Origin of the sequence: Frigoribacterium faeni, assembly GCF_007988805.1 — a bacterium.
Lineage (GTDB): Bacteria > Actinomycetota > Actinomycetes > Actinomycetales > Microbacteriaceae > Frigoribacterium > Frigoribacterium faeni.
The window spans coordinates 1-13,408 of the sequence record NZ_BJUV01000029.1 but is presented as its reverse complement, the minus strand read 5'-3'; the positions used below and the strand labels follow the sequence as shown (position 1 = coordinate 13,408).

Annotated in this window: 12 protein-coding genes; 5 read left to right on the top strand and 7 right to left on the bottom strand. The window is 72.7% G+C overall.

Going from position 1 to position 13,408, the window contains the following annotated elements; genetic code table 11:
• Position 1 precedes the first annotated feature (1 nt).
• The 5 genes from rsmA to rsmI all read right to left on the bottom strand — a co-directional run bounded on the left by rsmA (position 2) and on the right by rsmI (position 5,507).
• On the bottom strand, positions 2–880 hold the full coding sequence (gene rsmA, locus FFA01_RS12410) for a 16S rRNA (adenine(1518)-N(6)/adenine(1519)-N(6))-dimethyltransferase RsmA (RefSeq protein ID WP_146856503.1): 879 nt from the start codon (positions 878–880) through the stop codon (positions 2–4).
• Positions 880–1,821 carry a TatD family hydrolase gene (locus FFA01_RS12405; RefSeq protein ID WP_146856502.1) on the bottom strand — a complete coding sequence of 314 codons (942 nt, stop codon included), beginning with the start codon at positions 1,819–1,821 and terminating at the stop codon, positions 880–882. Before FFA01_RS12405 ends, rsmA begins: the two co-directional genes overlap by 1 nt.
• The gene (gene metG, locus FFA01_RS12400; protein ID WP_146856501.1) at positions 1,818–3,386 is read right to left on the bottom strand and encodes a methionine--tRNA ligase; all 1,569 of its coding nucleotides are present in this window, start codon (positions 3,384–3,386) and stop codon (positions 1,818–1,820) included. The genes FFA01_RS12405 and metG overlap by 4 nt, the downstream gene beginning before the upstream one ends.
• Positions 3,387–3,487: 101 nt before the next feature.
• Entirely contained in the window at positions 3,488–4,474 is a 987-nt protein-coding gene (locus FFA01_RS12395; RefSeq protein WP_146856500.1) for an NADP-dependent oxidoreductase, read from the bottom strand.
• 205 nt (positions 4,475–4,679) lie between these two features.
• On the bottom strand, positions 4,680–5,507 hold the full coding sequence (gene rsmI, locus FFA01_RS12390; RefSeq protein ID WP_146856499.1) for a 16S rRNA (cytidine(1402)-2'-O)-methyltransferase: 828 nt from the start codon (positions 5,505–5,507) through the stop codon (positions 4,680–4,682).
• Between the two features lie 46 nt (positions 5,508–5,553).
• Here rsmI and FFA01_RS12385 point away from each other — a divergent pair, with 46 nt between their 5' ends.
• The 5 genes from FFA01_RS12385 to FFA01_RS12365 all read left to right on the top strand — a co-directional run bounded on the left by FFA01_RS12385 (position 5,554) and on the right by FFA01_RS12365 (position 10,677).
• On the top strand, positions 5,554–7,266 hold the full coding sequence (locus FFA01_RS12385; protein WP_182501145.1) for a dolichyl-phosphate-mannose--protein mannosyltransferase: 1,713 nt from the start codon (positions 5,554–5,556) through the stop codon (positions 7,264–7,266).
• A 104-nt stretch (positions 7,267–7,370) separates the two neighbouring features.
• A complete protein-coding gene (locus FFA01_RS12380; protein WP_146856498.1) occupies positions 7,371–8,663 on the top strand; it encodes an O-acetylhomoserine aminocarboxypropyltransferase/cysteine synthase family protein in 1,293 nt (430 codons plus the stop codon).
• Positions 8,664–8,667: 4 nt separating this feature from the next.
• Positions 8,668–9,288 (top strand): CoA-binding protein, encoded by a 621-nt coding sequence (locus tag FFA01_RS12375; protein ID WP_146856497.1) that lies wholly within the window; start codon positions 8,668–8,670, stop codon positions 9,286–9,288.
• Between the two features lie 120 nt (positions 9,289–9,408).
• A complete protein-coding gene (locus tag FFA01_RS12370; protein ID WP_167627375.1) occupies positions 9,409–10,281 on the top strand; it encodes a sulfurtransferase in 873 nt (290 codons plus the stop codon).
• Positions 10,282–10,356: 75 nt separating this feature from the next.
• Positions 10,357–10,677 carry a hypothetical protein gene (locus FFA01_RS12365; RefSeq protein WP_146856495.1) on the top strand — a complete coding sequence of 107 codons (321 nt, stop codon included), beginning with the start codon at positions 10,357–10,359 and terminating at the stop codon, positions 10,675–10,677.
• Between the two features lie 97 nt (positions 10,678–10,774).
• Here FFA01_RS12365 and FFA01_RS12360 read toward each other — a convergent pair whose 3' ends face one another.
• Together FFA01_RS12360 and FFA01_RS12355 are read right to left on the bottom strand one after the other, a co-directional pair.
• Positions 10,775–12,904, bottom strand: a complete 2,130-nt coding sequence (locus FFA01_RS12360; RefSeq protein WP_146856494.1) for a thioredoxin domain-containing protein — start codon at positions 12,902–12,904, stop codon at positions 10,775–10,777.
• 83 nt (positions 12,905–12,987) lie between these two features.
• A partial coding sequence (locus FFA01_RS12355; RefSeq protein ID WP_280178079.1) for a citrate/2-methylcitrate synthase occupies positions 12,988–13,408 on the bottom strand: 421 nt, incomplete at its 5' end.

The following is a 13,408-nucleotide window of genomic DNA, read 5'->3' as shown; positions in this document are numbered from 1 at the left end:
GTCAGTCCGCCTCGGGCACCGACGCCCCCGCGAGGGCGTCGAGGTCACTGGAGCGGGCGATCGCCAGGAAGTCGTCGACGGTGAGCTGCTCGCCCCGCTCGGTCGGAGCGACGCCGGCGCGCTCGAGGATCTCGGACGCCGCGGCCGACGAGCCGTAGAGCGACGACAGCGACTGCCGCATCATCTTGCGGCGCTGCTGGAACGCGGCGTCGATCAGCGCGAAGACCGCGAGGCGCTCGCGCTCGGTGCCCCGGGCCTCACGGCGATCGAACGCGACGAGGATGCTGTCGACGTTCGGCACGGGCCAGAACACCTGGCGGCTGACCTGCCCGGCGGCACGGAACTCGCCGTACCAGGCGGCCTTGATGCTGGGTGAGCCGTAGACCTTCGAGCCCGGCGCGGCCGCGAGCCGCAGGCCCACCTCGGCCTGCACCATGACGAGGCCGTGCTGCAGGCTGTCGAAGTGCTCGAGGAAGTGCAGCAGCACGGGAACGCTGATGTTGTAGGGCAGGTTCGCGACGAGGTGCGTCGGCGCCGAGGGCAGCGACGTGACCCGCATGGCGTCGTCGACGACGACCGTGAGCTCGGCGGCCGGCTGCAGCAGCGCGACGGTCTCGGGCAGCTGCGCGGCGAGCCGCTTGTCGATCTCGACGGCGACGACGGAGCTCCCCGCCTCGAGCAGCCCCAGGGTCAACGAGCCGAGGCCCGGCCCGATCTCGACGACGGCGGTGCCCGCCGACACCCCCGACGCGGCGACGATCCGCCGCACGGTGTTGGCGTCGTGCACGAAGTTCTGGCCGAGCTTCTTGGTCGGCTGGATGCCGAGCATCTCCGCGAGATCGCGGATCTCCGCCGGGCCCAGAAGCGTCGAGCGCGCCATCAGGCGTCGACCGTGACGGGTTCGGAGTCCCAGGTGCCGTAGACCAGCTCGGTGTTCGACGAGATCTGGGCGGCCAGCATCGAGACGTCGGTGCCGATGGTCTCGGCCATCGAGCGCAGCGTGAACGGCACGAGATAGGGCGCGTTCGGGCGACCGCGGTAGGGCACCGGGGTCAGATAGGGCGCGTCGGTCTCGACCAGCAGGAGGTGGCGCGGCAGCTGGACGAGCGCGTCGCGGAGGGGCTGGGCGTTCGAGAACGTCACCGTGCCGGAGAACGACGCGTACCAGCCGTTCTCGGCGAGGATGCCGGCCAGCTCGGGTCCGCCGCTGAAGCAGTGGAACACCGTGCGCTCGGGTGCGCCGACCTCGAGCAGGAGGTCGACGACGTCGTCATGGGCGTCGCGGTCGTGGATCTGAAGGGCGAGGTCGTGACGCTTGGCGATCTCGATGTGCGCGCGGAAGGACTCGAGCTGGGCGTCGCGCCCCTCGGGACCGGTGCGGAAGAAGTCGAGCCCGGTCTCGCCCACGGCGCGGACCCGCGGCCGTGCGGCGAGTTCGTCGATCTCGGCGAGGGCCGCGTCGAGAGCGCCCTCGGCGGCGAGCCTCGGCGCCTCGTTGGGGTGCAGGGCGACGGCCGCGAGCACGCGCGGTTCGCGTGCCGCGATCTCGGCGGACCAGCGCGAGGTCTCGAGATCGGTGCCGACCTGGACGACGCCCCGGATGCCGACGGCGGAGGCGCGGTCGAGGTGCTCGCGATAGTCGAGCGGGCCGCCGTCGGCTCCGGGATCGCCGACGCCGTCGGCGATCTCGAGGTGGGTGTGGTTGTCGTAGACCGGCACCACGAGCGGGTTCGGCGGCGCGGGATAGCTGAGGTCGCGCTTCTTGCCGCCGGACTCGGTGGAGGCGCGGTGCCGGACATGCGCGGGGGTGGCGTCGGTCACGCGGCGGGCTCCGGCTGCTCGATCCTCGGGAACAGCCCGGCGGCCAGCGGCACGACGGACGGCGCGCTCGACCACTCGGCGGCGCGGTCGACGGGCTGGCTGGTCAGCTCGCCCTGCCCGATCGAGGCCCAGAGCGTGGTGGTCGCCGTCGGGATGAACGGCGAGAGCAGCACGGTCAACGTGCCGAGGCCGCGGAGGGCCGTGGCCAGGACGGTGGCGAGGCGCTCGCGCTTCGCCTCGTCTTTGGCGAGAGCCCACGGCTCCTGTTCGGTGATGTAGCCGTTGAGGGCGTCGACGAGCTCCCAGATGCTCGACAGGGCCTCGTTGATGGCGAAGCGGTCGATCGCCGCGTCGGCCGCGGCCGTGACGCGCAGCTCCGTCTCGCGGATCGCCAGGTCGGCGTCGGCGAGCTCGCCCGCGACCGGGACCGTGCCGTCGAAGTACCGGGTGATCATCGCGATGACGCGCGAGGCGAGGTTGCCGAAGCCGTTCGCCAGCTCGGCCTGGTAGCGCGCCGAGATGTCCTCCCAGCTGAAGTTGCCGTCCTGGCCGAAGGTGATCGCGCGCATGAAGTAGTAGCGGAACGCGTCGGAGCCGAAGACGTCGGTGATCTGCTGCGGCGCGATGCCGGTCAGCTTCGACTTCGACATCTTCTCGCCGCCGACGAGCAGCCAGCCGTGCCCGAAGACGTTCTTGGGCACCGGAAGGCCTGCGGCCATGAGCATCGCGGGCCAGATGACCGCGTGGAAGCGGGCGATGTCCTTGCCGACCAGCTGCACGGCGGGCCAGCGACGCGCGAACTCGTCGTCGTCGACGCCGTAGCCGATGGCGGTGATGTAGTTGAGCAGCGCGTCGAACCAGACGTAGACGACGTGCTTCTCGTCCCACGGGACCTTGACGCCCCAGTCGAAGCTCTGCCGCGAGATCGAGAGGTCGCGGAGGCCGGACCTGACGAACTGCACGATCTCGTTGCGGACGGTCTCGGGCTGCACGAAGTCGGGCTGCTGCTCGTACAGATCGAGCAGACGCTGCTCGAAGTCGCTCATGCGGAAGAAGTAGTTGCTCTCCTGGAGCAGCTCGACCGGCTTGGAGTGGATGGCGCAGACCTGCTGCCCCTCGAACGGACCCGTGCCGTCGACCAGGTCGCCCGGCTGCTTGTACTCCTCGCAGCCGACGCAGTAGAAGCCCTCGAACTCGCCCTGGTAGATGAAGCCGTCGTCGTAGAGCTTCTGGAGGAAGGTCTGCACGCCCTTCTCGTGACGGGCGTCGGTCGTGCGGATGAAGTCGTCGTTGCGGATGTCGACGGTCTCGAGGAGGGGTTTCCAGGCCTCGGTGACGAGCTTGTCGGCCCACTCCTGAGGGGTCACGCCGTTGCTCGTCGCGGTGCGGAGGATCTTCTGGCCGTGCTCGTCGGTGCCGGTCAGCAGCCAGGCGTCGTCGCCGCGCTGACGGTGCCACCGGGCGAGCACGTCGGCTGCGACCTCGGTGTACGCGTGACCGATGTGCGGCACGTCGTTGACGTAGAAGATGGGCGTTGCGATGAAGAAGGAGTCGCCGGCGGGCATGGGGACCATCTTAGGTGCGGGCACCGACGCCGTGACGCGACCCGCGCCTCCTCGGCTCTCGCGGATCGGAGCCGGCAGGAGGCGCGGGTCGTCGCGAGCGCTCAGGTCGCCTGGTCGGACCGCTCGTCGCTGCCGGCGCGGTCGCCCTCGCGTTCGCCCGGGTACTCGACGACGTCCATGCCCAGCACGTACTTGCCGCGGGCGTGCCCGTCCTCGAGGTCGCGGTAGGCGTCCGTGACGCGGTCGAGGGGGAAGACGCCGTCGATCGGCACGACGATCTTGGCCTCGGCGATCAGGCCGAGCAGCTCGGCGAGCACGGCGGGCGTCGTCGCCTGCGCGCTGCCCTCGCCCTTGACGCCGTGCCGCTCGACGGCGGCGAAGTCGATGATCGTGTCGATGCGCTGCGGTGCCACGCCCAGCTCGAGGGCGTACTCGACGTTGCCGTGGCCGTAGCAGTCGATGTACGCGTCGACGCCCTGCGGCGCCGCCTCGCGGATGCGGTCGACCACGCCCTCGCCGTACTCGACCGGGATGACTCCGAGACTGCGCAGGAAGTCGTGGTTGCGCTCGCTGGCGGTGCCGATCACCGTGAGACCGCCGAGGATCGCGAGCTGCGAGGCCATGACGCCGACGCCGCCGGCGGCCGCCGACACGACGATCGTGTCGCCCTCGGTGGCCTGGACGGCGCGCAGCGCGGCGTAGGCCGTGGGACCGGTCACGCTGATGCTGCCCGCGACCTCCCAGACGACGTTCTCCGGCTTCGCCACGAGCTGGTCGCGCGGCACGACGACGAACTCGGCGTGGGACGACCGGGTCGCCCAGCCGACGACCTCGTCGCCCGCCGACCACTCGTCGACGCCCGCGCCGACCTCGTCGACGATGCCGGCGAAGTCCGTGCCCTGCCCGGAGGGGAACGCGGCCGGGAAGACGTCGTGCAGCAGCCCGGCCCGGATCGCGGCCTCGCCGGGGTTGAGGCCGGCGGCCTTGACGGCCACGACCACCTGGCCCGGGCCCGCCTCGGGCTTGGCGATCTGCTCGACCTTGAGCTCGTCGACGTCGCCGTACTGCTCGAATCGGACTGCCTTCATGCCGTGCTCCTCGCTCTGCCGGCCGCGCCTCCTGCAGGAGCGGTCGCCTTCGAGCTTGCTCCCCCGCACGGAGCGGGGCACGCCGAACCGGGAGCGCTGCACCGCATATCGCGCACCGCACCGCGTCTCGTCCCGGTGCGCTGCACGACACGCGGTGCGGTGCGCGGAACGCGGTGCCACGCGCGCGTCGAGGGGCCGGGGCGGGCTACGGGCGGGGCGGCCTCGCGGCGAGGGCGGCCTGGTACAGGTCGCGCTTCGAGAGGCCGGTGGCCGCGGCCACGTCGGCCGCGGCCTCCTTGAGGCGGGTGCCGTCGGCGACGAGCGACTGCACCTGGGCGAGCCCGGCCGCGAGGTCGACGATCCGCTCGGGCGCACCCTCGACCACGATGCAGATCTCGCCGCGCACGCCCTCGGCGGCCCAGGCGGCCAGCTCGGCCGCCGTTCCCCGCCGGACCTCCTCGTGCAGCTTGGTCAGCTCGCGGCAGACGACCGCGCGACGCCCCTCGCCGAGCGCGGTGACGAGGTCGCCGAGCGAGTCGGCCAGCCGGTGCGGCGACTCGAAGAAGACCATCGTGCGGCGCTCGTCGGCGAGCGCGCCGAGCACGCGGAGCCGGTCGCCCTGCTTCCGGGGTAGGAACCCCTCGAAGCTGAACCGGTCGGTCGGCAGCCCCGACACCGCGAGCGCGGTGAGCACGGCGGAGGGTCCGGGGATCGCCGTCACGGTGACGCCGGCGGCGGCCGCGGCCTCGACGAGAGGGAACCCGGGGTCGCTGATGGCGGGCATGCCGGCGTCGGTCAGCACGACGACGTCGGCGGCGCGGGCGAGCTCGACGACCTCGGCGGCCTTCTCGCGCTCGTTGTGCTCGTGCAGGGCGATCAGGCGGGGCCGGTTCTCGACGCCGAGGGCGCGCATCAGGTGGATCGCGGTGCGGGTGTCCTCCGCGGCGACCACCTCGGCGTTCGACAGCGTCTCGATCAGGCGGCGCGAGGCGTCGCCGAGGTTTCCGATGGGGGTGGCGGCGAGCACGATCACCCGCCCATTGTCCCCCGAGGTCGGCGGCGCTCATTACGATGGCCGGATGACGACCCGGTCCGAGCGCGACTTCGACGCGCTCCTCGAGACCGGCGCCGCGCCTCCCGAGGGTGCCGCGGCGTCCGAGCCGGACCGGTCGCCCGCGGTGGCTGCGGCTCCGAGCCACGCCGTGCCTCCTGCCGTCGCCGCCTCGCCCCCGGCGATGACCCGGCTCGACCGCTGGTGGGGGCGTCTGCTGTCCACGCCCGGGCGCCGCCGGGCCTGGGCCTGGGGCGGTCCGATCGCGGTGACGCTGCTCGCCGCCGTGCTGCGGCTGTGGAACCTGGGGCGGCCGGGCACGCTCGTCTTCGACGAGACCTACTACGTCAAGGACGCCTGGACCCTGCACGAACTCGGCTACGAGGCCGCCTGGCCCGCCGACTACGACCCGACCTTCGCCGCGGGAGGGGCCGACGGGTTCACGACCGCCGCGTCGTTCGTCGCGCATCCGCCGCTCGGCAAGTGGCTGATCAGCCTCGGCATGGCGGCGCTCGGCCCCGACGACCCGGCCGGCTGGCGCCTCAGCACGGCGATCGTGGGCATCCTCGCGGTGGCCCTCGTCGCGATCATCGGCACGGTGCTGCTGCGGTCGACGCTGGTGGGCACGCTGGCGGGCTTCCTCCTCGCGATCGACGGCCATGCGATCGTCATGTCGCGGGTGTCGCTGCTCGACAACTTCGTCATGTTCTTCGGCCTGCTCGCGTTCGGAGCGGTGCTGCTCGACCGTCGCGACAGCGCCCGGCGACTCGACGCCTGGATCACCCGGAGGCGCGGGGCCGGTCGCGACATCGCCTGGGGCCCGGTGCTCTGGTCGCGTCCGTGGCTGCTCACCGCGGGTCTGCTCTGCGGCCTGGCGACCGGGGTGAAATGGAACGGCCTCTACTTCCTGGCCGTCTTCGCCGTCTACACGGTGGTGGTCGACATGCTGGCCCGGCGCCGCGCCGGGGTCGAGTTCTGGCTGTCGGGCACGCTGTTCAGGCAGGCGCCGGTGAGCTTCCTGCTCACCGTGCCGGTGGCGGCGGTCGCCTACCTGATCACCTGGACGGGCTGGTTCGTCACCGACGGCGGCTACTACCGGCACTGGGTCGAGGACGGCGGCCAGCGCTGGACGGGCGCGCTCGCCTGGGTGCCCGACGTGGTGCAGAACTTCTGGCACTACGAAGCGGGCGTCTACGCCTTCAACGTCGGGCTGCAGACGCCGCACTCGTACCAGGCGAACCCCTTCACCTGGCTGCTCATGCTGCGGCCGACGAGCATGTACTACCAGGGGTTCGACGAGGGGCAGGGCGGCTGCGAGGTGGCGCGGTGCGGCGAGGCCATCACCTCGATCGCGAACCCGCTCATCTGGTACGCGGCCGTCGCCGCCTGCCTGTACCTGCTCTACCGCGTGGTCCGGCACCGCGAGTGGCGCTACGGGGCCATCCTGCTGGGCGTCGCGGCGGCGTACCTGCCGTGGCTCGCCTACTCGGGCCGGACGGTCTTCCAGTTCTACACGATCGCGTTCGAGCCCTATCTGGTGCTCGGGCTCGCCGCCGTGCTCGGCATCATCCTCGGGAAGCGCACCGACCACATCGACCGTCGGCGCAGCGGCATCGCGGTCACCGCGATCGTCGTCGTGGCCGCCGTCGCGGTCACCGTCTTCTTCTACCCCCTGTGGACGGCCCAGCTGGCCGACTGGGAGTTCATCCGCATCCACTACTGGATCCCCAGCTGGAAGTGATCCGCGCCTCCTCGTCCCTCCCCCGATCAGGAGGCGCGGCTCGTCATGTGTAGTTCTGTTACCGAGCGGGTCCCCGCGTGACGCCCAGCGGCTAGCGTTGGCCCATGGCAGATCGTGAGTACGGCTTCCGCACGCGTGCGATCCACGCGGGCAACATCCCCGACGCGGTGACGGGTTCGCGGGCGCTGCCCATCTACCAGTCCAGCGCGTTCGTGTTCGACGACACCGACGACGCCGCGGCGCGGTTCGCCCTGCAGAAGTACGGCAACATCTACAGCCGGCTGGCGAACCCCACCACGGCCTCCTTCGAGGAGCGGATCGCCAGCCTCGAGGGCGGGCTGGGCGCGGTCGCGACCTCGAGCGGGTTGAGCGCGCAGTTCATCACCTTCGCCTCGCTCGCCGGCGCGGGCGACCACATCGTGGCGAGCGCGAACCTCTACGGCGGGTCGATCACGCAGCTCGACGTCACCCTCCGCCGGTTCGGCGTCGAGACGACCTTCGTGCAGTCGAGCGAGCCGGCCGACTACGCGGCCGCCATCACCCCGGCCACCAAGCTGCTCTTCGTCGAGACGGTCGCGAACCCGTCGGGCGAGATCGCCGACCTCGAGGGGCTGGCCGAGGTCGCCCACGCGGCCGGCATCCCGCTCATCGTCGACTCGACCATCGCGACGCCCTACCTCAACCGCCCGATCGAGTGGGGCGCCGACGTGGTCATCCACTCGGCGACGAAGTTCCTCGGCGGGCACGGCACCACGCTCGGCGGGGTCGTCGTCGAATCGGGCCGCTTCCCCTGGGACACCGATCGGTTCCCGCTGTTCGACCAGCCGGTGCCCAGCTACGGCGGTCTCAACTGGTCGGGCAACTTCGGCGAGTACGCGTTCCTCACCCGACTCCGCGCCGAGCAGCTGCGCGACATCGGGCCCGCGCTGGCCCCGCACTCGGCCTGGCTGCTGGCGCAGGGCGTCGAGACCCTCCCCTTCCGGATGCGCGCCCACGTCGAGAACGCCCGCCACGTCGCCGAATGGCTCGACGCCGACCCCCGCATCGAGCGCGTCCGCTGGGCGGGTCTCCCCGGACACCCGCACCACGAGCGCGCGCAGAAGTACCTTCCCGAGGGGCCGGGCTCGGTCTTCACCTTCGAGCTGAAGGGCGGCCGGGCCGCCGGCAGGACCTTCATCGAGTCGGTCGAGCTGGCCAGCCACCTCGCCAACATCGGCGACGCCAAGACCCTCGTGATCCACCCCGGATCGACCACCCACGCCCAGCTCAGCGAGCAGCAGCTCGTCGACGCCGGCGTGCTGCCCGGATCGGTCCGCATCAGCGTCGGAATAGAAGACCCCGCCGACATCGTTCACGATCTCGACCAGGCGCTCAGCGCCGCGACGAAGGGCGAGTGACCATATGACCTCCGCACCGACCCCCGCCGACCTCGATCCGGCGGCTCCGACCACCACGGTCGGCGACACCGTCACCACCCAGCTGACCAACGGTCTGACCTGCGAGCTCCCGGCCTCGTCGCCGCTCGCGCGCCTCCTGAAGTCGCAGCGCACCTGGGTGGGACCGAGCGCTCGTGAGCGGCAGGCCATCCTCCGCGGGGCCTCGAGCGTCGCGATCGTCGGCGCGTCGCCGAACCCGGCCCGCTCGAGCTACTTCGTCGGCACCTACCTGCAGCAGTCCAGCGATCTGCGGGTGTACTTCGTCAACCCGAACGCCGACACGATCCTCGGCCAGAAGGCCTACCCCGACCTGGCGTCGCTGCCCGAGGTGCCCGACATCGTCGACGTGTTCCGCAAGGCGAGCGACATCCCGTCGGTCGTCGACGACGTGCTGGCCAGCGGCGCGACGACCATCTGGGTCCAGCTGGGCATCTACAACGAGGAGGCGGCACGCTACGGCGAGGCCCACGGCCTCACCGTCGTGATGGATCGCTGCATCAAGGTCGAGCACGCGAGGTTCCACGGCGGACTCAACCTGATGGGCTTCGACACCGGGGTGATCTCCGCCAAGAAGACCGGCCGCTGAGACCGGCGCCGGACCCCTCGGTCGCCGGACGGCCGTCCGGAGGCGGCCGACCTCGACGCGCATGACGCCGTGTTGCCGGCCTCCCGCTCGATGTCCGCGGTCGTGGGTACCGTGGTGCCCATGCCCCCCGTGCTGACCTCACCGCTCGTCTCGACCCAGTGGCTCGCCGACCACCTGGGCGCCGACGACATGGTCGTGGTCGACACCACCGTCCTCCCCGTCGCGGGGGTCGACGGCACGCCGACCGGGCGGTTCGTCACCGGCCGGGAGGGCCACCGCGCCGAGCACGTGCCCGGCGCCGTGTTCGCCGACCTGATCCGCGACTTCAGCGACGCCGACGCCCACCTGCCGTTCACGCGGCCCGACCGCCTGCGCTTCGAGGACGCCGTCGGCGCCCTCGGCATCTCGAACGACACGACCGTCGTCGTCTACGACGACTCCCTGGGCGAGTGGGCCTGCCGGCTCTGGTGGTTGTTCCGGGCCTTCGGCTACGACGACGTCGCGGTGCTCGACGGCGGCGCTGGCGTGTGGCGCGACGAACGCCGCCCCGTCGAACGGGGGCACGTCGAACCCGAGCCCACGCTGTTCGAGGCTCGCGAGCGTCCCGAGCTCTGGGTCGACAAGGCCTTCGTCGAGCGCGTCGTCGCGGGCGACGAGACCGCTGCGCTCGTCTGCGCGTCGCCGAGCGCCGAGTTCGCCGGCACCGAGGGGCGGCGTCCGCGCCGGGGGCACATCCCCGGCAGCCTCAGCGCTCCGGCCTCGACCCTCGTCGACGGCGACCACCAGTTCCGACCCGACGCCCAGCTCAAGTCGATCTTCGCCCCGGTGGCCGACGCCGCGCGCGTCGTCGTCTACTGCGGCGGAGGCATCACCGCGAGCGCCGACGCCTTCGCCCTCACCCTCATCGGCGAGCGCAACGTCGCCCTCTACGACGGCTCGCTCAACGAGTGGTCGGCCGACCCGGGCGCACCCCTCGAGTCGCTCGCGGCCTGATCCACGCGCCGCTCCACCGACCCGGTCCTCTCGCCGCACATGCCGCATCCACCCGCACGGCGTAGCGTCCCGCGCATGCACGATGACGAGCACGACATCCAGTCCAGCGACCTCCAGCCCGACTCGACACGATCGACCGGCGCGGCCGTCGAGAGCGACGATCCCACGGCCGACGTCCCGCGCAGCGAGGCCACGACCGCCGAGATGCAGCGCTCCGCCACGGAGGACTCCCCCGCCGTCGACGCCGACACCGACCTCGACGCGGTCCAGACGCTGCCCGGAGAGGGAGGGCCCGACGACGGCGGCGACATCGAGGTCGACCCGGCCGACCTCAATCTCTCGGGCGACTCGATCCCCGGCCACCCCAAGCCGGGACCGCCCAAGCCCCGAGGCTGATCCCCGCCCCTCTCCTCGGTCCGGCCAGGGCCGCGGCTCCGGTGCGGGCGCCGGTCTCGGCCTCGGCCTCGGCTCCGGCTCCGGCTCCGGCTCCGGGTCAGTGCTCGGCGAGCTCCTCGTCGAGCACGACCGGGTCGGTGATCGGGAGACGGCAGACGAAGTCCTGGCACAGGTAGGCCGTGGCGCGGTGGCCCGAGGCAGGGCGTCCGGCGAACAGCTCGAAGCCGGCCTCGGCGAGGGTGACCGCCGCCTCCTCGTCCACCACAGCGGCCACCGCGCCGGGACGCGTCAGCCGCCGCGCACGCCGACCGAGGCGGTCCGACGGATCGACCGGATCCGCGGCGAAGGCCTGCCCTGCCGCCTCCACCGGCTCGACGACGACCAGCTGCGTCAGAGGCGCCTCCAGCTCGACGAGCAGGCCGAAGGTCGCGCCGTAGGCCAGGGGGTTGTCCAGGGCCTGTCCGGTGACGGCTCCCACGAGCTGCTCGGCGACGAGCCGGTAACGCAGCTCGCCGGTGAGCCGGTGCAGCGTCAGGGCGGCGGCGGCGATCGCGCTCGCCCCCGACGGGTAGGCGCCCTCGCTCGGGTCGCTCGACAGGGCGACGCCCTGCGAGACGAGCACGGGGTCGCCGCCCGCCGGGGCGACGACGGTCTCGGGGCGGCGCTCGGCGTCGGCCGGCACCGCGTCGACCGCGGAGCCCGGCACCGCGCTGGTCGTCGAGTCGTCGGGCAGGCACGCGTCGACCAGTGATCGAGCGGCCACCGCGTACCGCGGCAGTCCCGTGGCGCAGGTCAGCGCCAGCAGGCCCGAGGCGAACAGACCGTGGTCCTCCAGGGTCGCCACAGCCGTCGACACGGCCGTGCCGGTGGACGCCCGGAGGAGCCGACCCTCGGGCGTCACGTGCCGCTCGAGCAGGAGATCGGCTGCCCCGGCCGCGGCCGCCACCCAGTCCCCGCGGTCGTGCCGGGCGCCGGCCTCGGCGAGCGCCGCGATGGCGAGACCGTTCCAGCCCGTCAGCACCTTCTCGTCGACGGGCGGTGCCGCGATCTCCGCACGCCCGGCGGCGTCGCGCCGGTAGTACCCGCCCTCGTCGCGCTGCCCGTCGATCGTGCTCTCGCTGTCTTGCGCCGAGCCGAAGCCGCCGTCGCCGATGCGCAGTCGACTGATCAGGAAATCCGCGATCCCCGTCGCGATCTCCGTCGGATCGAGGCCGATCGCCTGAGTAGCCGACGCGGGGACCGACCCCGACGGCGGCACGGCCGCCGACGCGGGGGCGGACCCCGACGGACGCACGGCCGCCGACGCGGGGCCGGCTCCCTGCGGACGCGCGTCGGCGGCGGCGTCGGCGTCCGCCCCGTCGAGCACCGACAGCCGCGAGTACGCCAGCAGCAGCTGCGCGTTGTCGTAGAGCATCCGCTCGTAGTGCGGCTCGGACCAGTCGCGTCGCACCGCATAGCGGAAGAACCCGCCCTCGATCGGGTCGCGCAGCGGCGACGCGGCCATGCGGGTCAGGGTCCGGGTCACGAGCTCGCGGGCGCCGTCGTCTCCCCCGGCCCCCAGGGCGAGCAGCGCCAGCTGGGCGGGCGCGGTCGGGAACTTCGGCGCTCCCCCGAAGCCGCCGTGCTCGACGTCCTCGTGAGCGGCGAGTCGTGCGACGGCGTGGGCGAGCTCGGGGCGGCCGGGCAGGGCGGGGCTGCCGGAGGGCCCGGGAGGCGCGACCGACGTCGGTCCCGCGGCCAGCGCCTCCTGGACGGCCGCCGCGGTGGCGTCGACCTCGGCTCGGCGGGTCGTCCACGCCTCAGCGACCGCGTCGAGCACCTGGCGGAACGAGGGCCGCCCCTGCACGGCGACGGGCGGGAAGTAGGTGCCGGCGTAGAACGGCCGGCCGGTCGGCGTGACGAACACGGTGAGCGGCCAGCCGAGACCCTCGACGAACGCCGACGCGGCCGCGAGGTAGCTCGAGTCGACGTCGGGGTGCTCCTCGCGATCCACCTTGACGGCGACGAAGCGGTCGTTCAGGTGGGCGGCCAGCACGGGGTCGCTGAAGCTCTCGCGCGCCATGACGTGGCACCAGTGGCAGGTGGAGTAGCCGATCGAGACCAGCACGGGGACGTCGCGGCGGGCCGCCTCGTCGAACGCCTCCTGCCCCCAGGGCCGCCAGTCGACCGGATTGTCGGCGTGCGAACGGAGGTAGGGGCTGACGGCGTCGGCGAGGCGGTTGGGCATGCTCCCACGCTAGGCGCGCGGCCTCCGCGGGGTCCGGCCGGCCGGCTCCGGCGCCGACGGGCCCCGAGGAGGCGCGGGTCGCCTCAGCCGCGCGCCGGCACGTCGCGGAGGTCGGACCCGTCGTAGTGGCTGAGGGGCCGGATCAGCGAGTTCGCCTCGCGCTGCTCGATCACGTGGGCGCTCCACCCGAGCACGCGCGAGGCGACGAACAGCGGGGTGAAGACCGAGGTGTCGAAGCCCATCAGGTGGTAGGCCAGCCCCGACGGGTAGTCGACGTTGGGCTTCAGTCCCTTGCGGTCGAACACCCCGGCGGCGAGCGCGTCGTACGTCGCGGCGAGGTCGTCGACGCGGGTGTCGCCGGAGGCGCGGGCCCGGTCGACGAGGCGGTCGAGCGCCTGCTCCATGGTCGGCACCCGGCTGTCGCCGTTCTTGTAGACGCGGTGGCCGAAGCCCATGATCTTCTCGTGGCGGGCGAACGCGCCGTCGAGCCACTCGCCGGCGCCC